Annotated in this window: 20 protein-coding genes; 11 read left to right on the top strand and 9 right to left on the bottom strand. The window is 43.6% G+C overall.

What is annotated here, in order from left to right:
- The first annotated feature begins 110 nt into the window (after nucleotides 1–110).
- The 5 genes from RB622_RS18515 to RB622_RS18495 all read left to right on the top strand — a co-directional run bounded on the left by RB622_RS18515 (nucleotide 111) and on the right by RB622_RS18495 (nucleotide 6,577).
- Nucleotides 111–1,553 carry a TonB family protein gene (locus RB622_RS18515; RefSeq protein ID WP_308048089.1) on the top strand — a complete coding sequence of 481 codons (1,443 nt, stop codon included), beginning with the start codon at nucleotides 111–113 and terminating at the stop codon, nucleotides 1,551–1,553.
- Between the two features lie 116 nt (nucleotides 1,554–1,669).
- Entirely contained in the window at nucleotides 1,670–3,058 is a 1,389-nt protein-coding gene (locus tag RB622_RS18510; protein ID WP_308048088.1) for an energy transducer TonB, read from the top strand.
- A 129-nt stretch (nucleotides 3,059–3,187) separates the two neighbouring features.
- Entirely contained in the window at nucleotides 3,188–4,051 is an 864-nt protein-coding gene (locus RB622_RS18505) for an SPFH domain-containing protein (protein ID WP_308048087.1), read from the top strand.
- Nucleotide 4,052: 1 nt separating this feature from the next.
- Entirely contained in the window at nucleotides 4,053–4,238 is a 186-nt protein-coding gene (locus tag RB622_RS18500; RefSeq protein WP_308048086.1) for an Arc family DNA-binding protein, read from the top strand.
- Between the two features lie 155 nt (nucleotides 4,239–4,393).
- Nucleotides 4,394–6,577 (top strand): DPP IV N-terminal domain-containing protein, encoded by a 2,184-nt coding sequence (locus RB622_RS18495; protein ID WP_308048085.1) that lies wholly within the window; start codon nucleotides 4,394–4,396, stop codon nucleotides 6,575–6,577.
- A gap of 100 nt (nucleotides 6,578–6,677) precedes the next feature.
- Here the strand turns inward: RB622_RS18495 and RB622_RS18490 are convergent, their stop codons facing one another.
- From RB622_RS18490 to RB622_RS18470, 5 genes are all read right to left on the bottom strand, one after another.
- The gene (locus RB622_RS18490) at nucleotides 6,678–8,204 is read right to left on the bottom strand and encodes a M20/M25/M40 family metallo-hydrolase (protein ID WP_308048084.1); all 1,527 of its coding nucleotides are present in this window, start codon (nucleotides 8,202–8,204) and stop codon (nucleotides 6,678–6,680) included.
- Nucleotides 8,205–8,252: 48 nt separating this feature from the next.
- On the bottom strand, nucleotides 8,253–9,104 hold the full coding sequence (dinD, locus tag RB622_RS18485) for a DNA damage-inducible protein D (protein WP_308048083.1): 852 nt from the start codon (nucleotides 9,102–9,104) through the stop codon (nucleotides 8,253–8,255).
- Nucleotides 9,105–9,318: 214 nt separating this feature from the next.
- Nucleotides 9,319–12,609 carry a PDZ domain-containing protein gene (locus RB622_RS18480; RefSeq protein WP_308048082.1) on the bottom strand — a complete coding sequence of 1,097 codons (3,291 nt, stop codon included), beginning with the start codon at nucleotides 12,607–12,609 and terminating at the stop codon, nucleotides 9,319–9,321.
- A 91-nt stretch (nucleotides 12,610–12,700) separates the two neighbouring features.
- The gene (gene hemB, locus RB622_RS18475; RefSeq protein WP_308048081.1) at nucleotides 12,701–13,681 is read right to left on the bottom strand and encodes a porphobilinogen synthase; all 981 of its coding nucleotides are present in this window, start codon (nucleotides 13,679–13,681) and stop codon (nucleotides 12,701–12,703) included.
- A gap of 145 nt (nucleotides 13,682–13,826) precedes the next feature.
- The gene (locus tag RB622_RS18470; protein ID WP_308048080.1) at nucleotides 13,827–14,513 is read right to left on the bottom strand and encodes a response regulator transcription factor; all 687 of its coding nucleotides are present in this window, start codon (nucleotides 14,511–14,513) and stop codon (nucleotides 13,827–13,829) included.
- A 169-nt stretch (nucleotides 14,514–14,682) separates the two neighbouring features.
- On the opposite strand from RB622_RS18470, the gene RB622_RS18465 reads away from it, so the two are divergent.
- The 4 genes from RB622_RS18465 (at nucleotide 14,683) to RB622_RS18450 (ending at nucleotide 18,214) form a co-directional block, all read left to right on the top strand.
- The gene (locus RB622_RS18465; RefSeq protein WP_308048079.1) at nucleotides 14,683–15,696 is read left to right on the top strand and encodes an alpha/beta hydrolase; all 1,014 of its coding nucleotides are present in this window, start codon (nucleotides 14,683–14,685) and stop codon (nucleotides 15,694–15,696) included.
- Between the two features lie 118 nt (nucleotides 15,697–15,814).
- Nucleotides 15,815–16,639, top strand: coding sequence for an SDR family oxidoreductase (locus tag RB622_RS18460; protein ID WP_308048078.1), 825 nt, complete (start codon nucleotides 15,815–15,817; stop codon nucleotides 16,637–16,639).
- A gap of 192 nt (nucleotides 16,640–16,831) precedes the next feature.
- Nucleotides 16,832–17,614, top strand: a complete 783-nt coding sequence (locus RB622_RS18455; RefSeq protein WP_409021655.1) for a hypothetical protein — start codon at nucleotides 16,832–16,834, stop codon at nucleotides 17,612–17,614.
- 93 nt (nucleotides 17,615–17,707) lie between these two features.
- A complete protein-coding gene (locus tag RB622_RS18450) occupies nucleotides 17,708–18,214 on the top strand; it encodes an N-acetyltransferase (RefSeq protein ID WP_308048076.1) in 507 nt (168 codons plus the stop codon).
- A gap of 222 nt (nucleotides 18,215–18,436) precedes the next feature.
- On the opposite strand, the gene RB622_RS18445 is transcribed toward RB622_RS18450, so the two are convergent.
- From RB622_RS18445 to RB622_RS30355, 3 genes are all read right to left on the bottom strand, one after another.
- Complete coding sequence (locus RB622_RS18445) at nucleotides 18,437–20,332, bottom strand: T9SS type A sorting domain-containing protein (protein ID WP_308048075.1); 1,896 nt, start codon at nucleotides 20,330–20,332, stop codon at nucleotides 18,437–18,439.
- A 501-nt stretch (nucleotides 20,333–20,833) separates the two neighbouring features.
- The gene (locus RB622_RS18440) at nucleotides 20,834–21,325 is read right to left on the bottom strand and encodes a DUF4304 domain-containing protein (RefSeq protein ID WP_308048074.1); all 492 of its coding nucleotides are present in this window, start codon (nucleotides 21,323–21,325) and stop codon (nucleotides 20,834–20,836) included.
- Nucleotides 21,298–21,390: a hypothetical protein gene (locus RB622_RS30355; RefSeq protein WP_409021638.1), complete on the bottom strand. Its 93-nt coding sequence runs from the start codon at nucleotides 21,388–21,390 to the stop codon at nucleotides 21,298–21,300. The genes RB622_RS18440 and RB622_RS30355 overlap by 28 nt, the downstream gene beginning before the upstream one ends.
- Before the next feature lie 545 nt (nucleotides 21,391–21,935).
- Here RB622_RS30355 and RB622_RS18435 point away from each other — a divergent pair.
- Complete coding sequence (locus RB622_RS18435; RefSeq protein WP_308048073.1) at nucleotides 21,936–23,042, top strand: acyltransferase; 1,107 nt, start codon at nucleotides 21,936–21,938, stop codon at nucleotides 23,040–23,042.
- Nucleotides 23,043–23,063: 21 nt separating this feature from the next.
- Here RB622_RS18435 and RB622_RS18430 read toward each other — a convergent pair whose 3' ends face one another.
- Nucleotides 23,064–24,605 (bottom strand): YifB family Mg chelatase-like AAA ATPase, encoded by a 1,542-nt coding sequence (locus RB622_RS18430; RefSeq protein WP_308048072.1) that lies wholly within the window; start codon nucleotides 24,603–24,605, stop codon nucleotides 23,064–23,066.
- A 339-nt stretch (nucleotides 24,606–24,944) separates the two neighbouring features.
- Between RB622_RS18430 and RB622_RS18425 the strand changes: the two genes are divergently transcribed.
- Nucleotides 24,945–25,364, top strand: coding sequence for a serine hydrolase (locus RB622_RS18425; RefSeq protein WP_308048071.1), 420 nt, complete (start codon nucleotides 24,945–24,947; stop codon nucleotides 25,362–25,364).
- The last annotated feature ends 95 nt before the right edge of the window (nucleotides 25,365–25,459 follow it).

The following is a 25,459-nucleotide window of genomic DNA, read 5'->3' as shown; positions in this document are numbered from 1 at the left end:
GGCGTGACCCGTGCTGCGAAGACTTAAAATTTACCCGATATTATAATATTAGTATAATGATGGTAAATAACGGATTCGGTATATTTGGGATCAGCAAACATACCTACCCTATGAAAAGAATGTTATTGGTCTTTATTTTATTGAGCTATCAGGCTATCAGTCAGACTGTTTATCAGCCGCATGAAGTGGAAATTCAGGCCGTTCCGAGCGGTGGAGCTGCTATGCTCAATCAATTTTTAGCATCAAATGTTCAGATTCCTTTCAAATCGGGGATTCAGGGTCTTAATAAAAAAGTATTTGTCAAAGGCGTTGTTGAACCCGACGGATCGGTGACGGGCCTGGAGATCGTAAAAGGCCAGGATTCCCTGTCCAACATCGAAGCCCTGCGTGCCTTTGGGTTGTATACATCATGGCAACCGGCAACGATAAAAGATCAGAAAGTAAGACAAGCAGTCATTTATCAGATCCATTTTAACGCTGCCGCTCTTGAAAATTTTGACAGTACGTCTTGGAGCTTTGTAAATTATTATGATAAAAAATACCAGCCGACCAACATTCCCAAAGATTACGAATACCGCAGCGTCATGCCTGTCAATGAGCAGGGATACATCAGGGGAGATATTGTCTATGAAGAGCTTAGGGCGGGCCATTGGAGAAAGGTCAATACGGTTCCATTTCAACGGAAAGAATTATGGCACAAAGTATATGGCGAGCCAGGTGTTGATTCGGTTAAAGTGTACCAGCTATTGGCGGAGGATCGCAATGAGAATAATTTCGTACCCGTGCTGACTTTTCAGGACAACGGAAAACTCATTTCCTACAAGGAATACAATGCATCGAACAGGCTAGGTTTGAAAAAGGAATACTATCTGAGTGGGATGTTGCGAGAAGTGGAAACGACACAGGATACCACCGTCACCAAAGTGAGCTGGTATAAAAACGGTCAGGTCCGCAGTGCTGTGGAATATCCGGTTAATAAACCTTTGGCAGTTTTTGATGGTAAAGTATTGGGTGCATGGGAATTTAACGGAAAGCAAACCGTGAAGGATGGAAACGGCTGGTGGAAGTATAGCGTAAATGACGCAAATAGACTTTTACACGAAGAGGGTGCCGTAAATCAGGGTGCAAAAACGGGAAAATGGATTGGGAAATGGTCTGACAGTACTCTTTACTATGTGGAATCCTATGATAATGGCGTGTTAAAGGACGCGCATTGTTTTGTGAACGGAGAAAAAATAACATACAGCGTCAAAGGGACTCAAGCCCAGTTCAAAGGTGGATTGAACGGGTTGTATCAGTTTCTTGGCCAAAACTTAAGGTACCCGGCTGATGCTGCCAGAAAAGGGATAACGGGAAGAGTGAGGCTCTCGTTTACGGTTTGTGAGGACGGAAGTCTTTGTGATTATAAAGTGGAAAAAGGATTGGTCCCGGATATGGACGAAGAGGCGCTCCGGGTCGTAAAAAAAATGAGTGGCAAATGGGAGCCCGGTCAATTGCGCGGTCAGAAAGTGAGGATACTGTATAATTTGCCGATTAATTTTATGCAGCAATAGTATTTCGATCACCCAAAGCGTCAGCATGAAATGATGTGGTGGGAAATCATAGCAACAATATTTTATAATCATGAAAAACATTACCCTCTTCCTTATTTTCCTGACATCAACGTGTTTTGCAACAAAAAGTTTATCAAGGCAATGAGGTTGAAAAAGTAGCCGAGCCTTCGGGTGGAAGGGACATGCTTGACTATTATTTGTCCTCTAACCTGCGGATACCCATAAAGTCAGCTGCGAAAGGCTTGGATAGGAATGTGGTAGTTAAGGCTGTTATTGAAACGGATGGGCGTGCTTCTCAACTGGAAATTGTCTCGGGAATAGATTCATTATGTGATGTTGAGGCCAAGCGTGTGGTCAGCTTATTTAGAGCGTGGAAACCTGCTGAAATTAAAAATGAAAAAGTACGTCAGGCCGTGGAAATTGTTGTGAAATTCAAATCAGAGCCTTTATTGAACTATGATGAGGAGAAAAAGTGCCTGAATGTTTATTACGACAAGCGGGGCAAACAATTATCGGGCAACAAGACGAGCAAGTACAGAATGAATATTCCTGTCGATGACTTTGGTTTTGTCAACGGCAATATTTTATCTCAGGAGCAGACATCAGATGGATGGAATATCAAACATTCAATGATCCTGAAAGAGGAAAAATACTGGCGGAAAACCGAAATTACCGACTCGGTACAGGCAGTACGTACTTTTTCTAGTGAAGGTTGGTATGATGTGCCTGTTTTTCAGGTTGTAGATCGTAAACTGAATGGCGAAATACTTTACATAAATCAATTCAGCTATGCGGGTAAACCAGACATCCAGAAAGAATATAATCTGGATGGGATGGTTAAATCAATGAAAATTACTGCAAATGGTGTTTGTGAGGAGACTAAATGGTATGAGAGCGGCCAGCTTACCAGTATTACTGAGAATTCGGAAGTGTTCAGTAGCTCATCCGTGTCGTTACTTAAAGACTTTAGAGACAGAACGGGTAATCAACTGGTCAAAGATGGAAATGGTCACGGAGAATTTGCGACAGAAACCTATCATGATCAAACAATTTATGATCGTGGGACCGTCAAAGCAGGTTTGAAAGAAGGTATTTGGATAGGTCAGTTAAAAGACGGCACCCGGTTATTTGAGGAGTTATATGAAGGTGGAAAACTTATTAAGGGAATGTCTTACATGGACGGTGAGACGATCGAGTATACGGAGCTGGTAATCCAGCCTCAATATCATGGGGGAATTCCTGAGATGTATAAATTTTTGCAACAAAACATGAAATATCCCAATGACGCCGCCAGAGCAGGCATTTCGGGAAGGGTTTTCACATCGTTCGTGGTTTGTCAGGATGGTACTTTATGCGATTATAAGGTTATTAAGGGTGTGCACAAAAGCATTGATGAGGAAGCTCTTCGTGTTGTTGGCGAAATGAGCGGAAAATGGGACCCTGGCTGGTTAAGGGGTAAGAGGGTTCGGGTTAAATATAACCTTCCGATTAATTTTCGTTTTTAGTTACAATTACCACTTATCCAATCCCAAAGCCAGTCAGCGGCTTTGGGATTTTTTTTATCCTTTTTTGTAAAAATAAATGAACAATTTTTGATAACATTGTGATATCATTTTACTATCATATTTAAAGCTATGAATGAAAAAGAATTACGTTCGATATCAGGCTTTTTGTTGTTTGCGATTGGCCTGATCATGTTGTTTGGTGGTGTCATTTTTTCGGTTGCGGATGGCCGTCCGAATATTGGTATTCTGGTTTCGATAGTCGGTTTTATTATCCTGATCGGATTGACGGTTATCAATCCCAATGAAGCCGTTGTCACGACTTTTTTTGGTGATTACATGGGAACCATGAAGCAAAGTGGTTTACGTTGGGTCAATCCGTTTTTTCGCCGGAAGAAAATAAGCCTGCGGGCAAGAAACCTGAACGGACAAAAATTGAAGGTGAATGACAAACTTGGAAACCCGATCGAAATCGCTGCGGTTGTTGTATGGCGCGTGGGAGACACCGCAAAAGCTTCTTTCGAGGTGGATGATTATACCAAATATGTGGAAATTCAGTCAGAAGCGGCGGTGCGTCATTTGGCCGGGGTGTATGCGTACGATACCATGGAGGCTGAGGAAGTGGAAATTCCTGAATTTACCTTACGCGACGGCAGCGGAAAAATAAACGAAATGCTTGAAGCTGAGCTGACTGAGCGGTTGAGTAGGGCTGGAGTGGATGTTCTCGAGGCGCGTATCAGTCACTTGGCTTATGCGCCAGAAATTGCCGGAGCAATGTTGCAGCGTCAACAGGCTTCTGCGGTTGTGGCAGCGCGGCGTCAGATTGTCAACGGAGCGGTGGGTATGGTGGATATGGCGTTGGCCATGCTTTCAGAAAAAGGAATTGTTACGCTGGATGAGGAACGAAAAGCGGCAATGGTTTGTAATCTGCTGGTTGTTTTATGTGGTGAAAAATCGGTTACTCCTGTGTTGAACGCAGGTACCTTGTATCCTTGATATGGCAGAAAAAAAAGCGTTCGTTTTACGTATCAATCCCGACATGCTGAAAGAACTCGAGGCATGGGCACAACAGGATTTCAGAAGCGTAAACGGACAGATAGAATACTTGTTGAGCGAAGCCCTGCGAAAGCAGCGGCGGTCGCGTGTGAAGGATATCAAACCGGATCCCGGGGAGGAAAAATAATGTCTGGTGGGCAGGAGCCATTTTTGGTAAGGAAACTTTACCAAAAATGGCTTATTGTCATGCGATTATGACCTGTGCATGGGATTTTGCAAATCAAAGTGTTAAAATTGCATTAGCAATTGTTCGTATAATATTTAATTCATATCCATTCACAAATGAAGCATTTGATCAAAGCAGTAGTCTTTGTTATCCTTTCCTCTCCTTTATTTGCGCAAATACCCGATAATTTCCAGTGGTTAGCCGATGGCAGTGGTTACACAGATCTGGCGCAGGGCGAGATTGTAGAAATTAAATTGCCCGGCGAACAGTCCAGGGTAGTTGTTTCCAGGCAGCAGCTCACACCGAAAGGCTCGGATAAATCGCTGGAAATACGCAGTTATTCTTTCAGCCAGGCCGGGAATAAGGTGCTGATTTATACGAATGCGAAAAGAGTCTGGCGTTATGATACCAAAGGCGATTACTGGTTGCTGGACTTAACGACTAATACCCTGAAACAACTGGGAAAAGGGCGTCCGGCATCGTCGCTGATGTTTGCAAAGTTTTCTCCCGATGGAAAAAAAGTAGCTTATGTCAGTAAGCATAATATTTATTCGGAAGATCTTCTGTCGGGTCAGATCAAGCAGGTTACAGCCGATGGAACGGACCGCGTGATCAACGGTACTTTTGACTGGGTTTATGAAGAAGAATTCGATTGCCGTGATGGTTTCCGTTGGAGCCCGGATAGCAAAACCATTGCATACTGGCAGTTGGATGCGCGAAAAATCCGTAATTTTCTGATGATCAATACCACGGATTCGATCTATTCCTATACCATTCCGGTTGAATATCCGAAAGTGGGACAAACGCCTTCACCGTATAAAATCGGTGTTGTTGACGTGGTTTCTGCCAAAACAAAATGGATGAATATACCGGGTGATCCGCAGAATACGTATGTGCCGCGTATGGAATGGTCGGGCAGTGCCAATGAGCTGGTTATTCAGCAGCTGAACCGTAAACAAAATGCGAGCACGCTGATGTATATCGATGCTAAAACAGGTGTTTCAAAAGGGTTTTATTCTGAAACGGACGAGGCCTGGATCGATATAAAAAGCCGCTGGGAAGATAGTCCGGTTGGATGGGACTGGCTTAGTGATGGTAAGGAATTTGTGTGGGTGAGTGAAAAGGACGGCTGGAGACATGCCTACCGGGTTAGTCGCGACGGGAAAAAAGAAACGCTGATTACTACTGGAAAATACGACCTAATCCGTCCTGTTTTAATCGATGAGAAAAACAACGCTTATTACTTCACCGCATCGCCGGACAACGCGACACAGGAGTATTTGTACCGCGCACCCTTGGATGGAAAGGGAGAAGCCCAGCGTTTATCCCCGGCTGACCAGAACGGAACGCATCGTTATGAAATTTCTCCTCTTGCAAAATTTGCGACGCATGGTTTCTCAAATGCACGTATGGCGCCGATGATGGAATGGATCACGCTTCCGGATCATAAATCAATAGATCCCAACAATTCGATCAGCCAGACGATGATGCGCATCAGACCGGCCGGTATTGATATCGAATTTTTCAAAATTAAAACGGAGGAAGGTGTAGAAGTCGATGGCTGGATGGTAAAACCTAACAATTTTGATCCTGCAAAAAAATACCCGATTGTATTTTCAGTCTATGGCGAGCCTGCTTCGAGTACCGTTCATGACAGTTATGGAACGGGCCGTAACCGCCTTTACACCGGAAGTATGGCTCAGGACGGATATATTTATGCTTCGATTGATAACCGGGGAACACCTGCGCCGAAAGGCCGTGCCTGGCGTAAATCGATTTATCGTAATATTGGTACGATCAACATTAAAGACATGGCTGGGGCGGCAACTTCCATGTTTAAAGAATATCCGTTTATTGATACTAGCCGTGTAGCAGTTCATGGATGGAGCGGCGGTGGTTCTTCAACGCTGAACCTTTTGTTTAAATATCCAAAAATATTTAAAACAGGTATTGCTGTGGCTGCTGTGGGCAATCAGCTTACTTATGATAACATTTATCAGGAACGTTACATGGGTATTCCTCAGGAAAACCTGGATGATTTTGTAAAGGGTTCACCGATTACGAATGCAAAAAATCTGGAAGGGAATTTGTTGTATGTCCATGGAACCGGCGATGATAATGTGCATTACCAGAATGCCGAAATGCTGGTAAATGAGCTGATCAAATACAACAAAGTGTTCCAGTTTATGCCTTATCCCAACCGTTCTCACGGTATTTATGAAGGTGAAGGAACATCTTTGCACTTAAAAACATTATTTACCGATTATTTGAAAAAGAACTGCCCTCCGGGTGCGCGGTAAGGAATTGAAGCCAAAATCTTTGCGAATTGATTAGTGGCAAAACAAGAGAAGCCTGGTAGCGACTACCGGGCTTCTCTTGTTTATAAAGTAAAAACAACTTTTACTTCCCATAAAGCTTTTTAGCCGCAGCCTCGTATTTGTCCCCTGCAATCCATTGCGGAGCTGTTTTACGATCGGCGATGAGACGAACGGTGTAGGCATAGGCCTGACAGAATTTTAATAAATAACCGAAATCAACCGTTTCGGGATTATCTGAAACCTGGTGGTAATTCTTCATGATATCACCATTAAATTCTTTGAAGCCTGGTGTGAAAGTGGGCGCAGGAATTCCTTCCTTTGCAAAATTGACGTTATCAGACCGGTCGAATAACCCTTGTTCAGGAGACGGATCGGCGAACACACCCAAGCCAAAAGCCTTGCTGGCTGTTTCAATTTCTGTCTTTACGCCGGTCCTGTTCAAACCCATGACGGATACAATGGTGGTGTCGTTATAACCTGCGCCATCGGAATTCAGGTTCAGGATACATTTGTTCAAAGGCAATAGTGGGTGAGCGGCATAATAACGGCTTCCCAAAAGACCCACTTCTTCTGCCGTTAGAGCGACGATTAAAACGGAGCGTTTGGGTGGATTTTTGGCCAAAGCTTCGGCAGCGGTCAATACGGCAACCGTTCCAAAGGCATTGTCGCGTGCCCCGTTGAAAATACTGTCTTCCGGTGTGAACGGCTGTCCGCCTTGTTTCCCAACACCCACGTGATCATAGTGAGCGGTCAGTAACACGTATTCACTTTTCAAAACAGGATCAGATCCTGGGATGTAACCTGCGACGTTGTAACTGTTTACAATCTGACTTTTACGTCCGGTTGTTTTAAATGTTACCGTTTGTACCCCACGAAGTGCACGTGTAATTTTTGCTTCCTTTCCATTAACCCAGGCATGGGGAATTGATTTGGTGGTAGTGGCTGACTCCGCCAAAGAAATACGCTCGCCCGCAAAATAGCGGTTGACCATATTCCAGGGCATGGGTGCATTAAACAATTCGATGACTGCCAGAGCTCCTTTTTCCGCCGCCAGCCTTCTTTTTTCGGCCGACGAAGCGATAATCTCGGAAGGTGTCTGTACATCGGGTGTACCGCTTTGCACGAGAACAATTTTTCCTTTTACGTCCAGGCCTTTGTAGTCGTCCCAGCCCTTTTCTATATTTTCAAGACCATAACTCGCGTAGACTAAAGGTGCTGTGATATCGGTTGCGTCGCCGTTCATGAGGATCCAGTCCTCCCCGCTTTTCAATTTTTCTGCGTCGGCAATGATTTCTCCGCTGCCGTTGGATCCCATTTTTTCAAAAGGGACATTCTGATAATAACCAGAGGTACCCGGAGAAGTATTGCCCGGAACCGGAATTACGCCAAGTTTCCGGAATTGCTCTGCGATGTATCTTGCCGCGATCAAATTACCCTGTTCACCGGTCCGTCTTCCCAGAAGTTCGTCAGCGGCCAGGAAACGCATATGTGCTTCGGTTTCTGATTGTTTGATACGGAATTCAGGCGGAAGGGCGGTTTTCTTTTGGGCGGATGCCGGGAGGTTGCAAAGGAGCAATCCGGAAAGGAAAGCCAAATGGATTTTTTTCATAGCGTAATGGATGGTTGATATATTTTTTAGAATTAAGATTGGGAAAATTTATTTTTTTCGGGAGCCAGGTTTTTTAGCTTCCTTGACGACTTTTTTTTCATCACTTTCAAGTTTACGTTTTAGCTTACTTGTATCCTCTGCGGCGGGGAGATCTTCTGGTTTCACACCTCTTTCACCAAGCATCTTTCTCACCGCCAAATTATTGTCGATATGCTCTTTTGCTATCGGTTTTTCTCCTTTCAGATCTTTCTCAACCACATTATGGCTGGTTAGTTCTGTGGCGAAATCCTTTGCCTTAATTGTAAGCGTCGGCAGAAAATCAGCTAATGGTTTCCCATCCGGAATCAACAACTTTTTCTTCATATCCTGTGTTGAAAATCTTCCAAATAAAGCTTTGTCGCCTTGTGATCGGATGATGGCAAAACTTTTATCATCAACACCCCTTTCGTAAATAATACCGGAGAGTTTTTTTTCAGACTTAGATAGTTTTTCTCTGGCAGTAACACGCGCCACATCCAGTAAACGTTGTTCTATAATTTCATGTTTGCGGGTTTGGACTGCAAAATAGGTTTGTGCGAAGGCGATAGCGGGTTTTGATGCGTCGCCGTTTTGGGCAACAAGATAACATGCATAACGGGTAAGTGCCATATCCTCAATCTCCCGTTGGGAGCCACTCCCTAATCCGACCATTTTCCCGACCTCGGCAAAATGATCTGAAACGCTAATTTGGCTGGTTTCACAGGCAACCCTGGCCTTGTTGATCACTTTTACAAAATTATCCCATTTTGCATACCCGAGAATTTCTTGGAGGTCACGGGCGCTCCAGCATTCGACACCCTTGTAATTATAACACGCCTTTTCGAATTGCTGTAATAGTTCCTTAATCTGTTCTGTTTTCATATGTTATCAATTTTACCGATTGTAAGTACCGGCAATAGTGTGTGATTGTCTGAGTTAAATTTTATAACTATTCGTGATTTTATCAAACAGTTTTTAAATGTCTGAATATAGTTTAAGCCCCAACAATTTCCCCAAAACAACAAAAAAATCAGGCAGAGCCCGTAAACTCTGCCTGATTTAATGTTAAATGGTATGAAATAATTCCTGAAAAGGATCAGTTGCCGGATTTATTCGGGAATTTTGGAATATTGGGCACACCTTTCTGACCTTGTCCGGCTATTTTTTTCTTCATTTCGTCGATAGCCCGGTCAAGCTGAACGTCATTTCCAAGATATTCCTGGTGCGGATCGTTGACCACCTCGATATCAGGTGAAACCCCTTCGCCTTCAATGATAAATTTAGAACCGTCCGCTGCGAAATGGGCGAATTCAGGCTTCCGTAAATCGCTTCCGTCAATAAACGGCAGAGAGCCACGAATACCGACAACGCCACCCCAGGTGCGCTGTCCCACCAATTGTCCGATGTTATAGAATCTGAACTGATAAGGGAAAAGATCTCCGTCAGAAGCAGAATATTGATCAATCAGACAGATTTTTGGTCCGATCTGTGCGTCCGGTTTCACAACGGCCGACTTGCTGTTACGCATCATCGCACCCAGACCCGGCTGACGGCGCAAGCGTTCAATGGTCATCGGCGAAACATTTCCACCGCCATTGCCACGGTCGTCGATAATCAAAGCTTCTTTGTCGAGCTGCGGGTAGAAATAGCGCGCAAACTGGTTAAGGCCATCGGGACCCATATCCGGGATATGCACGTAACCCACTTTCCCGCGGGAAGCCTTTTCAACCCTGGCGATATTGTTTTGTACCCATTGATGGTAATACAAATCAGCCTCATCAGCAATCGGTTTTACGATAATCTTGTGGCGGCCTTTATCAGAAGCAACATTGTTCACCTCCATTTCAATGGTCTGTCCGGCCTTGCCGATCAATCCCTGATAAAGGTTGGTGAAGTTTTTCACATTGTTTCCGTTGATGCTGATGATGTAATCACCGGTTTTCACTTTTACACCCGGTGCCCGCAGCGGAGATACCAGCGATTTGTTCCAGCTTTGACCGGATAAAATGGTTTCAATTTTGTAATAACCACTTTTGTCGCGACTGAATGTTGCGCCAAGCAGACCCATTTTAACACGCTCAATTTCAGGTCTGTCGCCCGGGTTGGTGTAGGCGTGGCCGATATTCAACTCACCAATAAGCTCACCAATCAGGTAAGTAAGGTCGTTGCGGTGGTTTACATAAGGCAGCAAAGCGGCATATTTATCATGCATTGCTTTCCAGTTTACGCCATGCATGTTCGGATCGTAAAAGTAATCACGCATCTGTCGCCAGCTCTCGTCATAGATCTGTTTCCACTCGGCACGTACATCGGTATTGAACTTCAAACCATCCAGGGTCAGCTTGTTTTTTGGTTCAATCTTGGATGTACCAAGATCTTCAATATACCAATCGGCCATTTTACGGAAAAGGATTTTTTTAGTGTCCGCGCTAATGACATAGCCGCCGATATCGCCGATTTCATTTTCCTTTTTGTCTTTCAGACCAAAATATTTTAAGGAACGGTCCTTCCCTGCTGTACTTGAAGTGTAATATACACCCTCGTTGGCCGCTGATAGATTGTTGTAATTCCCGGCTGCTACCGGCAAACTTTCGATTCTGTCTGCCAGATTTTCCTCGTCGACTTTTACAACAATTTCATCCGCTTTTGGAGCATCTTTTTTAGCAACTTCCTTTTTGTTTTTACTATCTTTTATTTCCGGTTTGCTCACTGCGGCACTATCTGTTTTTACAGTTACCTCATCATTTTCAAGCTGGAAAGAAGATTTCGCATCCGCAGCCAACCGCACGTAATAGGGTTTTTCCATGTTGCTGTAGGCATGGTTCCATTCGGTGTTGCTGTAAGTCGGATTAAAATCGCGCGCTGAAACGAAATAAAGGAGTTTTCCGTCAGGGCTGAATTTGGGCTGATTGCTGTTATACCAGCCGTCGGTTACCTGCACCATTTTTTTGCTGCCAATCTGATATAATTTTATCACATCGAAGGCTCTGGCTTTTCCGGGCTCGGTGTAGGCGATCCATTTGCTGTCGGGTGCAAAGGTATACTCGTCAATTTCCCGGCTGTCGCTATGGGTGATCAGGGTTTTGTTTCCCGTCGCTGTTTCCACATAGTACAAATCCTGACTTCTGTCCGCCAGCAACAAATACTTGCTGTCGGGGCTCCAAACCGGATTGAATTTATAACTCCCGCCGCCTTTGGTGAGCTGTTTTGCAGGCTCTGAACCATCCTGTTTCTGGATGTACAATTCATCCTCCCCGCTCCTGTCCGATAAATAGCTCAGCCATTTCCCGTCCGGGCTCCATTCTACATTTCTGTCATGGGCGCTGCTGCTTTGCGTAAGATTTCGGGTCACGCCGTTTTTGGCAGGAACCGAAAACACATCGCCTCTCGCACCCAGCGCTGCCCGTTTCCCATCCGGTGAAATGGCATAAGAGTCAATCATTTTAGCGGCATCAACCTGTTTGTTGCGGCCTGATGAAAAATCTTCGGAAACCGTTATCGAAAGCTTTTCCGTTTTGCCTGTTATCAGGTCATACAAATAAATATAACCGGCATTTTCGAAGGCTATGGCGTTGTCTCCCAGTGACGGAAATTTACAGTCAAACTCCTTAAAATCAGTTATTTTTTTGGTTTGTTTGCTTTGAGTATCGTATTCAAACAGGTTCATCGTACGATCTCTGTCGCTCAGGAAATAAACCTTGTTTTTATAATACATCGGAAAAATGTCCTGTGCAGGATTGTTGGTGACATTTTCCGTTTTTCCTGTTTTTACGTCAAAAATCCAGATTTCATCGGCCATTCCGCCTTTGTAATATTTCCAGGTACGGAATTCACGGAAGACACGGTTCATGGCTAGTTTTGATCCGTCTTCATTGTAGCTGCTCCATCCGGCTACTGAAAATGGCAGTTCTTCACTCAAATCTCCACTGATGGGCGCTTTGTACAGTTTTCCTTTAAAAGCATTGAATGAAGTTCCGCGGCTGCGGTAAACAACATTTTTGTCATCCGGAGTCCAGCCCATGACGACGTTATTAGGCCCCATTCTATCGGCGACGTCATCCCTTCCCAAAGTTGCCGTGTACGTTATCCTTTTGGGTTCACCTCCCGTAGCAGGAATGACAAAAACTTCGGTATTGCCATCGTACTGGCCCGTAAATGCAATTTGTTTCCCATCGTGACTAAATCTCGGGAAAGTCTCATAGCCTGGGTGGTTGGTGATTTTCCGGCTTACACCGCCACTTTTGGGAACGGTATAAAGATCCCCGGCATAAGAAAATACCACCTGATTGCCGTGGACAGCCGGAAACCTCAATAATCGGGTTTCCTGTGCGTTTGCACCGGTTTGCAGTAGTCCTAAAAGGAATAAAAATGAGTACCTTTTTTTCATAGCTGATTTTTGTTGGAAAATAAGAATCACACTACGGGAAGTTGGCTTTCCGTAGCGTGATTTAAAGTTACAGTATAATTGCTTTCGAAGTCTATCGGTTCAGAATCACAGCGGCTTCCTTGGCGAAATAAGTTAAAATACATTTGGCGCCGGCGCGGCGGATGCTTATCAATACTTCCATCATGGCACGGTCGCCGTCAAGCCAGCCGTTCATAGCCGCCGCTTTCAACATCGCGTATTCACCCGAAACGTTATAGGCAGCGATTGGAATGTCGAAATTTTCGTCCAGCTGGCGGATGATATCAAGATAAGACAAGGCAGGTTTAACCATCAGCATATCAGCTCCTTCTGAGAAATCAAGCTGTGCTTCCAGAAGCGCTTCGCGCTTGTTGGCCGGGTTCATCTGATAGGTTTTTTTATCCCCAAACTTTGGCGCAGATTCCAAAGCGTCGCGGAATGGACCGTAAAATGCGCTGGCATATTTCGCCGAATAAGACATGATGCTGATATTCGTATGTCCGTCCCGATCCAGAACGTCACGTAAATAACCGATACGGCCATCCATCATATCACTTGGGCCGAGAATATCGGCACCGGCTCTTGCCTGCGCCAGACCCATTTTTCCTAATATTTCAATGGTTGCATCGTTAAGGATTTCTCCATTTTCAACGAGTCCGTCATGTCCATCCGAACTGTAAGGGTCCATGGCGATGTCCGTCATGATCACCAGTTCAGGAAATTTTTCCTTGATGGCTGTGATGGCTTTCAGGTAAAAAGTGTCCTCCTTATAACTTTCGGAAGCATATTTATCCTTTTTGTTTTCCGCATAATTCGGGAAAAGATCAATCGCACGAATGCCCAGATCTGTTACCTCTTTGAGTTCTTCCAGCAGTGTATCCAGTGAAAAACGGTAAATACCAGGCATGGATTTAATCTCAACTTTCTGGTTGGTACCTTCCTGGATAAACATCGGGAAAATAAAATCTGAAACCTGAAGCGTGGTTTCCTGTACCATATCCCTTATTGCTGAGGATTTTCGGTTGCGTCTTGGGCGACGGGTTAAGTAGATCATTTTATTATTTGGCGATCAGCTATGCGCTGTCGGCTTTATTGTAAATAATTTCTTACACAGAGAACCACGGAGAAATAGTTAGAGTTTCACAGAGGTTATTTTTATGTATATCCCGGATCTGTTTATCTCAAACTGTTCCCTACCATTAGCCCACCATCAATTTGAAACCTTCTCCATGCAGATTCATGATCTGGATGGCAGGATCTTCCTTGAAATGCTTGCGCAGCTTGGTGATGTAAACATCCATGCTTCTCGCATTAAAATAGGAATCATCGCCCCAGATCGTTTTCAAGGCAAAGCTGCGGCTGATAGGCTGGTTAAGGTTCTGGCAAAAGAGTTTCAGCAGTTCAGACTCTTTACTGGTCAGTTTTGTACTCTTTTGGTCGGCCGTCAGCTGGTGATGGTGGTAATCAAAAGTGTAATTTCCTACCTGAAAAACGGCACTTTCTTCGGGCAGGTCCGCCTGTTTGCGGTATCTGCGTAAAATGGCTTCAATGCGCAGGATAAGCTCTTCCCGGTCAAACGGTTTGGTTACATAATCATCCGCACCCACGCGAAATCCCTGCATCGTATCCTCCTTCATGGATTTGGCCGTCAGGAAAATGATCGGCACGTCACGCCCGCTCATGCGGACTTCCTTGGCCAGTGAAAACCCATCTTTTTTCGGCATCATGACGTCAAAAATGCAAAGATCATATTGGTTATCCACAAAACATTGCCAGCCTTTTTGCCCATCGGTAGCAAGGTCCGTTGGAAATCCTTTATCGATCAGATATTCCTGAAGCAAAAGTCCTAAATTGGCGTCGTCCTCGACAAGTAAGAGGTTGGGCATTTTTTCCTGGCTAAATTAATATGGATTTAAAAATCGTATTCCTTTTTGAAACAAGTATAAAAAACGGATTGTCTTTTTTTAGATAAAACCCGACTTTATAACCACAATTGGAATGCAGTATAAAACTAACGAACTTTCGGAGCAAAGAAACCTTCAAAAATCATAATATATGTTAAAAATTATTGCTTGGCTCATTGCCGTACTGGCAGTTCTTGCCGTCGTGTATTTTGCTGGTCCGAAAGTAACTGCCACAGCGCCAGATGCTACGTTGCCAACGGTTACCCAGAATTTACCTGAATTAGAGAAGGAAATTAACAGTTCAGAAGCCGCAGTAAAAGACCTGAAAAGAGATAATCAGGCGCGTATTGTCTGGGCAGATACATCCAAAAAGGAAAAAACACCTTACAGCATTGTGTACATTCATGGCTTTGGAGCCAGTTGGGCAGAGGGAGATCCTATCCATAAAGATCTTGCCAAAAGATACGGCGCGAACCTTTACCTATCGCGTATGCATGATGCCGGTATCAGCGACCCGAATGCTTTTGACGATCTTACACCCGAAAACTTTATTGCCGGCGCCAAACGTGCTTTATCCATCGGAAAAGCTTTGGGCGACAGTGTTATCGTTGTGGGGACATCGGCCGGAGGGTTATTGACCGTTTTTTTGGCCTCTACGAATCCTGAAATCAAAGGAGTGGTTCTTTATTCTCCGTGCATCGCCGTAGCCAGTCCTGCCATCAAACTGATCACCGGTCCCTGGGGAAAACAAATATTGCACGGGTTTATGGGCGATCTCCGGAAATCAGCGGATGCGGAGCCGGAACGGGCGAATTTCTGGCTGCAAAGTTATAGCACCAATGGCTTGATGGCCCTTCAGCAAACCATCGACCTGGTAGCGAGGCCGGAAGTTTTCGAGAAAATCAAAATGCCTGTTTTTATGGGTTACTACTATAAAAATGAGAAGGAACAGGATCAGGTTGTATCGGTAAAAGCGATGCTGGATATGTTTCCAAAGCTGGGAACACCGGAAAATCTTAAAGTAGAACAGGCATTTCCAAACAGCGGCGACCATGTCATTGGTTCTTATTTGCGGTCGAAGGATGTGCAGGGCGTTTATGCGGCTACGGAGAAATTCCTGGAAGAAAAACTCCTGCTAAAACCAATAGGACCGGTAAAAAAATAGCCTTGATCGATGAAAATCGCGTACTTTTCACCAAAAAAGGATATGGTTTAACCAACCAAAATTTTGTTACTTTGTCGGCCAAAAAAGGCGTTAACTCGTAATTAGCAATAAAGAAATCATGGCATACGGATTACTAAAAGGAAAAAGAGGAATAATATCGGGCGCTTTGGATGAAAATTCAATAGCCTGGAAAGTTGCATTGAAAGCAAAGGAAGAAGGCGCTACATTCACGTTGACGAATGCACCAATCGCGATGCGTATGGGGGCAATCAACGAATTGGCGAAAGCTTGTGATGCGCAAATTATTCCTGCTGATGCCACGTCTGTTGAAGATATTGAAAAATTATATACCCAGTCAATCGATGTATTGGGCGGAAAAGTGGATTTCGTTCTGCACTCGATTGGTATGAGCGCAAACATCCGCAAAGGCAAAGAATATGGCGACCTTAATTATGACTGGTATCTGAAAAGTCTTGATGTTTCGTCACTTTCGCTGCATAAATTTTTACAGGTTGCCGAAAAACTGGATGCCATCAACGAATGGGGATCTGTTGTGGCATTATCCTACATTGCCGCTCAGCGCACCTATCCTTTCTACACGGATATGGCAGAGGCAAAAGCGATGTTGGAAAGTATTGCACGCAGCTTTGGCTACCGTTATGGAAAGGCGAAAAATGTTCGTGTCAACACCATTTCCCAGTCTCCGACGAAAACGACAGCCGGTTCAGGAATCGGTGGGTTTGACGCATTCTATGAATTTGCAGACAAAATGAGCCCGCTTGGAAACGCTACGGCTGACGATTGTGCAAACTATACAGTCTCTTTGTTCTCAGACCTGACACGCATGGTTACGATGCAAAATCTTTTCCACGACGGCGGATATTCTTCGACCGGAATCTCGGAAGAGTTGGTGCAGATGATTCAGGATCAGCATAAGGGTTGAGGAGATTCTCAACACAGTTTTTAGTTAAAACTGATAAATCCCTCCAAAACGATTTGTTCTGGAGGGATTTTTGTGTGTTAATAAAATAAATAAACCGTCCATCCCGTTTGGCGTTGTATGGTTATAACGAACTGCGTAGTTTCGTTACGAAAATCCAGAGCTATGAATTCTCTTAAAAATCCCGTGTTTCTCATGCATCCTTCTTCAAAAATTAAATATGCTGTTCTTTCAGGACTTGTTTTTTTGCTTGCTGCCTGTGGCGCTGAAAAAGAAAAAGCGGCCGCCATGCCGGACACGCCTATTTACACCCTGATCTTTTTGGACAAAACCCAAAGCGTTAACGTCAACAAGGCCTATGTTAATGATAAATACCGGCAGACGCTGACGGATATCATGGAGAACAATATGAAAAATAAAGGCGATAAGCTGGAAGTATATTTTATCCACGAAAATACATCCAAAGCGAGAGCCTTATCGCTGACAATCCGTAGCGAAAAAGAGGTAAATGACGGCGCCAATGCAACCGATCGTGAAGCGATTGAAACCGCATTCCAGCTTTCTTTGCAGCGCGAAAAGAGTATTTTTCTTAGACAATTGCTGTTAAAATTAAATCAGCAGAATACGGGCTCGTCCAATCAGTCAACCGATATCTGGGCCAGTTTGCCGGTTATTGCCAAAGCGGGCGAGAGTGGCGCGCAGGTCAGTGTGTTTTATTTCAGTGATATGATTGAAAGTGTAAAAGGCGCGGACCGCCGTGATTTCCATAAACAACCACCAGTTTCAGATGCTCAGGCGGAAGAGGAGGCGAAGTCGGATGTTAAAAAGCTTGAAAAATATGCCATTGGTTCGCCGCAGGTGACCATTGTCTCTCCATTTGAGGCCACGGCTTCATCCAAAGAAAATAATCCGCACGTAACGCATTATTGGCAAACCCTTTTTCAGGAATTGGGTGGGGTTAGTGTGGATGAGTTGTAGGATAACCCTCCGTTCTGAACAACTTAAATAGAAAAGTTAAGTTGTCAAAATTATAGTAGTTTCGGTGTGGGCAGCAACCTAATTATGCAAATAATGAATACTTACATTCGCAGGGAACAACCTCAGGATGAATACCCTATTGAAAAGCTAACGCAGTCAGCATTTTTATCAGCACCTCATTCCAATCGTAACGAGCAATTTATTGTTAATGCCCTGCGACGAGTCGGACAATTGACGATCTCCTTAATCGCTGAACAAGATGATGAGATCCAGGGTCATGTAGCCATTTCTCCAGTTACTATTTCTTCCGGAGATAAAGGGTGGTACGGTTTAGGCCCAATCTCGGTATTGCCTGGCCATCAAAAACAAGGTATTGGTACTCAACTCATGAAGGCTGCATTGCATGACCTTCAAGCATTGGGAGCACTTGGTTGTGTTGTGCTGGGTGATCCAAAATATTATGAGAGATTCGGATTTAAAGTAAATGCTTCTCTCGTATTGCCGAATGTTCCCGCGGAATATTTTCTGGTTCTACCCTTTAAACATGACGTTCCGGTAGGAACGGTGTGTTATCAAGAGGCGTTTGAGGCAAAGGAATAATCTTGTCTTCGAGGCAAGTCCCGATTGTAACGAGGAGCTATACAAGATTCTGTTCATCATAGTAAAGTCAATTAGGTGATACAATTCTATGTTTTGACATTGCAAACGCGGGAAGGAAATCCTGATTGCTAATTGGATTATCCGGGGAAATGAAAAACTGCCCGAAAACAAAAAAGCACCAATCTCCTCAAATTGGTGCTTTTTAAAATATATGACTTGCTGTTATGGGAAAATTATTTTTTTAGAAATAACCTTTCCGTTGTATAACATCCTAAGTATATACAAACCAGATGGCTGGCCTTTGACTTTCATCGTATAGGTCTGGTCGGCGGGCTCTCCACTGTGTTTTACCTCCACTTTACCTCCTAAACTATTATAGAGCTCAAAGCTCGGGGCCGACGCATTGGTGATGACCTGAAACTGTCCACCCTTTGTCGGGTTTTCTACGAGTAAATAGGTTGGATTGGCTTCATAATTCACGTGCAGTACCCTGGATATCGCCGAAGAACCATCCAGGTCTACCATTTTCAAGCGATAGTAGTTGTTGCCTTCCGCTGGTGCGCTGTCATTAAAATGATAGAGTCCCTGATCAGCACCTGCCACCGTACCGATTTTTCTAAATTGACGTGCATCTGCACTTTTCTCAACTTCGAAATGGCTGAAATCCTTTTCCTGTGCCGTTTTCCAGGTTAGGCCGATGCCTTCCGTGCTCTTGCCCGCCGTTAAACGGATCAGTGTAACAGGTAGTGGCGTGGACACCAATGCAATCTTATAATCTTCGATTTCGCCGTTAATAAATGCACCGCCTATGTCTGCCGTCGTAATGGCTTCCGTGGTTATCCTGAACCGCGCATACGTTTGGTTTCCCGTTGCTATCGTAAAACCTGTCCACTCGAAGGGCACTGACCCGCTCGTTTGGTTGGCAGGAAGACTCTTCTTAATGCCCTCGGATGCATCAAATTTCCCATTATTATTGATATCCAGCCAGGCTACGATGAAAGCAGGTAAACCCGTATCGTTCGTGAAACTTGTGGTAAGCGTATAAGAAACTACGGTTTGTGCCAATGTGATATTCGGTAAGCTTGCAACCCCGTCATCATCTGTCGCACGATCCGCCCCCGTTCCCGGTTGGCCATCCGCTTCTGAATTAACGGTAGCGCCTAACCTCAAAGTAGGTACGATACCATGAGAAGGGCCATTCAACAGCGCATCAACATCATACAAGGTTTTATAAGACTGCGGCGCATCACCGAAATCCGGAGAAAGCTCGACACTAATGGGGCTGATAGCCGAATTTTGAACGTTGTCATCCGCATTCCCAGCATCCCTAAATGATTGTACAATCCCCCAGAGCACAAAAAAGTCAGTTACCGGTTCATTAAAGCTGGCCAGATACTGGTTCTTAATTTCGTCCGGGTCTTTCGAATCCTGTTGGTTTTGCTGACTAACAATCCGCATGCCAGCAGGAAGATTAAGGGCCGCAGCCGGGCTGATGATACCGCTAACCAAGTCTCTCCATCCATGATTAGGTCCAACGGGTTTTGGGCCTCTCTCCTGATCCAGATTGGTACCAGGGCTTAATGTGATCGTAGGTGCTATGTACGCATCTCCATTAAAACCAAAAGCGACACTCCATTCCTGATTACTAAAAGGAACATCCACTTCCCCGTCAATATCCAGAAACAAAAAATTGGAGTAGACGGTTGGCTTGCTAAATCTGATATGATAACCGACTGCTTTATTATATGAAGCGCTGAAGCCATCCTCAATCTCCAAGGTGGGCGCGGAGATATTGGTAAATAAGCCTGGATCTTTGCTACCCAGATACTCGCTAATGGTCAGTGCGTCACCATTGGGTATTACTTCAGGCGCATTAGCATTATTGAGACCATCCAGAAAACCGCCATGGGGTTTCGCCTTTCCCATATTCACACCAAAAGTGGGGTTGGATCTTTTAATCTTTGTAACGGTTACCAGCGTACCATCAGGCAACTTTGCAGAGCCTGCATCGCTCCCATTGAGAATTTTCCATATTGGAAGGTTAAACCGGGATTGAGCGAAAGTCACCTCACTGGAAAGCACTAGTAAAAGGATCAACAAATAGAGTTGTTTTTTCATAAACGTTCTGTAATTAGAGAGTTTCAAATAATAATCTGAGACTGAGGAGGGACACAGATCCAAACAATTACTACAAATATATCAACAAATTTCTATTACGTATAATAGAAATAAATTGAGTATAAATCCTTCTTATGAAAGCTTAACTTCTATAATTCACAACTTTTACAAGTCAAAGTTATTAGCAGATTCTTCCAACTGAACTTTTATGTTTTTGAGTGTCAGCCAAGGTAAATTCTACCGGCGGCTTTTTAAATGTTAAAATCACTGAAACGATATCATTCCGTGTTTTGGCACTGCGGGCGCTTGGCGATATACGTTGGTTTTACGGACTGTTAAAAGATCTCAAATTTCCCAACACTGGAAAAACGGAAACTCAGAAGGTACTTATCAAGCATTAACCCTTGATGCACTTTAAAGATATTAACTCTTGTTGGGCATACCCACTTGAAAACTTAAAAAAGACGGCTAAAAATAGCAGTTTCCAGAAAATATAAATATTCATAACTCCGGTCCAATAGGAATATTAAAGTATTCTTTGACAACGAATGGAATCATATCTAAATCTGGTAAATCATTAATTATATGTTTTTTTAGATCATCCGTTGTATTTATTTTATTTAAATAATAAATTAAATTTCTATTTAAATAATCTTCAAAAAAATCAATGTCCTTTGAATTTTTTGATTCTAAATCCAAAAATTCTTTAACAAATGCCTTCTCTTGTGTAGTACTTCCGCCTAATTGATTGAATACATGTCTACTTTTCGAGTCTACATTGATTTCTTTAATTATAAAACCATAATTTAAATAGTACAAGTTTGAATAATTTGATTTCTGTAACTCGACATTCTTAATTAATTCCAGATTTTCAAAGAACCAATTTTTATTTTTCCTTTTGAACCCAATTGGTGACAAATCCTTGTCAATAATTCCTATAAGCTCCTTAATATCCATAATATAATTTAATAAGTGTCCAAAACCGTTTTCCAATCAAATCCTGTTTTTCTGTCTAAAACTTCTTTATATCTATTTAACTGTTTCCACCCGGCTTTCATTGCTCTTGGATTATATGGCTTTAGCTAGTAGATGGTTTTCGTATTAAAATCCACAAAATCTGGTTGAATGCCATCTGATGTTTTGTATTCTGTAAATTCTTTCCTACGAGGGTCGTTATCACCTTGTTCATCCCGATTGCAAATAATAAATTGACTCCCTCTAAATACACTAAATAACAGCTGATTAGGGAAGTGTTCCTAAGTTGAAAATCTTGTAACTCCTTATTGATTCGTAATTAAACTTTCGTATTATTGTACTTCATAGCCATGCATATTGATCCTGCCTTTGTCTTAACGTATAGCCTTGGCACGGTACGCACGGTTTTTGAAGATTCTACGATCCATAATAACACACTATTTTTATGAAAACGAAATTCTTTCCCCTCATTTTAGCCCCTATCTGCTGTTTTTCCATGGCAGTAGCCGGGCAGCAAGTAAACATCCAGCTGGAAGCAATCAGCCCCAAAACGGGTCACTAGCCTTATTTTAATCTTATTGGAAATCTACCGTGATCGTATATGGGTCACGATCAAATCTTTGTATAGATGGAACAAATCTCCTCGTATTTTAAGAATGGGTATGTGCACGCCGGCAGGTTACAAGAGCTTGATGCACTGCGCGGTCTGGCAGCTTTGGGTGTCGTGTTTTTTCATTATACTCATAACCAGCCGCACTTGAGTCCGGATTTTACATTCAGGTATGGTATCACCGGCGTGGATCTGTTTTTTATGATCAGCGGATTTACAATCAGCCTGAGTCTGAATAAAATAACGCACTGGAAAAGTTTTATTCTTAACCGTTTTGGCAGGCTTTATCCGGCATTTTGGGTTTGTGCGCTGATCACCTCTGCCTTTATTCTTGTGTATGATTTTCAACACTTCAACCTGGTTGATGTACTCATCAATATGACCATGGTCCCGGCCTATTTCGGAATCGAAGATCTGGATGGCTCTTACTGGACGCTGGCTATCGAGTTTGCATTTTACCTTTGGATTCTCAGTGTTTACATGGCGGGTAAAATTAATAACATTGAAACTTCCGGACTGCTGACGCTGGTTGGGATATTGGCTTTTCACTTTTTTAGGCCATTTTATCCCGCTCTCTATGCGCTGGTTGTAACCAAAATTCAGCTCATCAACCATTTTCCATTGTTTTTCTCCGGGATACTTTTTTATCAGCTCTCGTCCAGGGGTTTCTGGGTAAAAAATATGCTGCTGATGATAATCTCTGTTTTGGCGTCATTATACCTATATGACAAGGGAGGTCGGTCTATGTATCTGATTTCAGACCGGGAGCACATGCTGATCATTCTTTTTTATCATGTTTTATTTGCCCTGTTGATTTGCGGGAAAATGAAATTTATGGCCAGGCCTCAGCTTGTTTTTTTAGGAACCATTTCTTACAGCCTCTACCTTCTCCATCAGAATATGGGGCGTAAAATTATCGATTCGCTGATGATGCAAACCAATGCAAATATTTACGTGGTGATTTCGCTGGTCATTTTACTGGATATTTTTTTAGCATACCTGGTAACAAGATTCATTGAAATTCCTGCAAATAACTATATACGTAATGGGCGACAAAGAACGGTTGCGCAGGTTGCCGTTACCCGTGCAGCAGATAGCTCAAATACCTTGCATTCTCAAGCATGACTGGACAGTATTCGAGGGTGCTTATCCCGCCCAATTCTCCCGATCCAGGCTCCGGTATTGAATGGCTTCGGCCAAATGTTCTACTTTGATATCTTCGCTGCCAGCCAGATCGGCGATCGTACGGGAAACTTTTAGTATCCGGTCGTATGCTCTGGCCGATAATCCCAACCGATCCATGGCTGTGCGTAGCAGCGCAGTGCCTGCTGTCTCGATGATACATATTTCCTTAACCATTTCGGGCGGCATCATGGCGTTGGAATAAATTTCTTTTTTATCTTTAAACCGCTCTGACTGTATTTCCCGTGCTTTGATAACCCGCTCGCGGATCTGCTCGCTACTTTCGGATTTTCGTGTTGAAGCAATCTGATCGAAGGAAACCGGCGTTACTTCCACATGCAGGTCAATACGGTCGAGCAAAGGCCCGCTGATCTTGTTTAAATATTTCTGAACGACACCGGGTCCGCAAACACATTCTTTGTCCGGATGGTTATAATATCCGCAGGGACAGGGGTTCATACTGGCGATGAGCATGAAATTAGCGGGGAATTCCACAGCCATTTTCGCTCTTGAAATGCATACTTTTCTTTCTTCCAGCGGCTGTCGCATCACTTCCAGGACCGTTCTTTTAAATTCGGGAAGTTCGTCCAGGAAAAGAACGCCGTTATGGGCCAGTGAAATTTCTCCGGGTTGTGGAAAACTTCCGCCTCCAACGAGCGCGGCGTCGCTGATGCTGTGATGCGGGGCACGATAAGGCCTGCGGGAAACCAGTGCCGCGTTGGAACCTAACTTACCGGCGACCGAGTGAATCTTGGTTGTTTCCAGCGCTTCGGGTAGACTTAACGGTGGAAGTATGCTCGGAATCCGTTTCGCCAGCATTGTTTTGCCTGCGCCGGGTGGGCCGATCATGATCGCGTTATGTCCGCCTGCCGCTGCAATTTCCAAGGCCCGTTTTATATTTTCCTGACCCTGAACATGTTCAAAATCAGCAGTGTATTCATTTTGTGTCGTGAAAAACAGATCGCGGGTATCAACAACCAGCGGTTCGATTGTATTTTTTCCTTCAAAAAAAGCAATGGCATCTTCCAGTGTTTCTACGGGAATAACATCAATATTGTTAACAATTGCCGCTTCACGGGCATTTTCTGACGGCAACACAAAACCTTTGAAGCCTTGTTTTCTCACTTCAATCGCTATGGGCAAAACGCCTTTAATGGGGCGTAATTTTCCATCCAGTGAAAGCTCTCCCATGATCACATAATCGCCGAGCTGATGCACGGTACTGATTTGCTCGGAAGATTGCAGAATACAAAGTGCTATGGGAAGGTCGTACGCGGATCCCTCCTTGCGGATGTCGGCGGGCGCCAGATTCACAACGACTTTTTGTCGCGGCATCTTGTAATTGAAATATTTCAAAGATGCTTCCACGCGGTGTTCGCTTTCCTTCACGGCGCTGTCGGCAAGCCCGACGATGTGGAAATGCATGCCTTGCCCTACTGTTACTTCAATGGTGATCATTTTGGCATTGACACCGTAAACGGCACTTCCGAAAGTTTTTGCAAGCATAATAATGGATGTTAATGAAAAGTGTGTGCTGTGATTAATAAGTTCTAAGCAGCTGGTGGCAATGAGCTATATGCGATTAGCTCAGTAACCGGATGATTAATAACTTATTATAAAAATCAATAATATAAACTAATTTTTCACTACTACTTGTCAAAATTAACAGGATTTTGGATAATCACTTGCAATTGAAAAAACAGAAGTACCAGGAATAAAAGGGAATTGTCCCAATTGGAATAAAATTGCCGGGAAATACACGCCAAAATGCCTGAACGGAGGAATAAGTACTAAATTTAGCGGTTCAACGCATTAGCGGTCAAAACGGTTGTTAAATCAATATTTATGAAGAAAAATGCAAGCCTGGTTTTTTTTCTGTTTGCTGCCATGTCCATGGGCTTTGCGCAAACAAAACCACAAGCGTTAATCCGTCAAAATGTGGAGAAACAGATCAGAGAAACAATCGAAAAGTCATCGGCTTTGACAGGTTTTTCAGCCATTGATCTGACCAGCGGTGAAACACTTACTTTCAACGAAAATATGATTTTTCCCCAGGCAAGTGCCATTAAAATTCCCATTTTAATGGAGGTTTATAAGCAGGCCAATGAAGGAAAATTTGCTTTGACAGACTTGAAAACCATTGAAACCTCGGGTTTTGTTGGTGGCTCCGGGATTATCCAAGCGATGGCGGATCCCGTTTCGCTCAGCATCAGAAACCTTTGTATTTTAATGATGACGTTAAGAGTATGTTTTGGATTGTATTAAACTAATAATGAGAGCCAGTCGTTAAACTTGTTGAATCTCACCTCAAACAAGTTTATGAAATCGAATTTCAAAGAAATGACTGACTCTCAATGGCA

It is taken from the genome of Dyadobacter sp. LHD-138 (genome assembly GCF_030929615.1).
Taxonomy (GTDB): domain Bacteria; phylum Bacteroidota; class Bacteroidia; order Cytophagales; family Spirosomataceae; genus Dyadobacter.
Note: the sequence above shows the minus strand (reverse complement) of the source record. Positions and strands in the feature narration are given on the sequence as shown.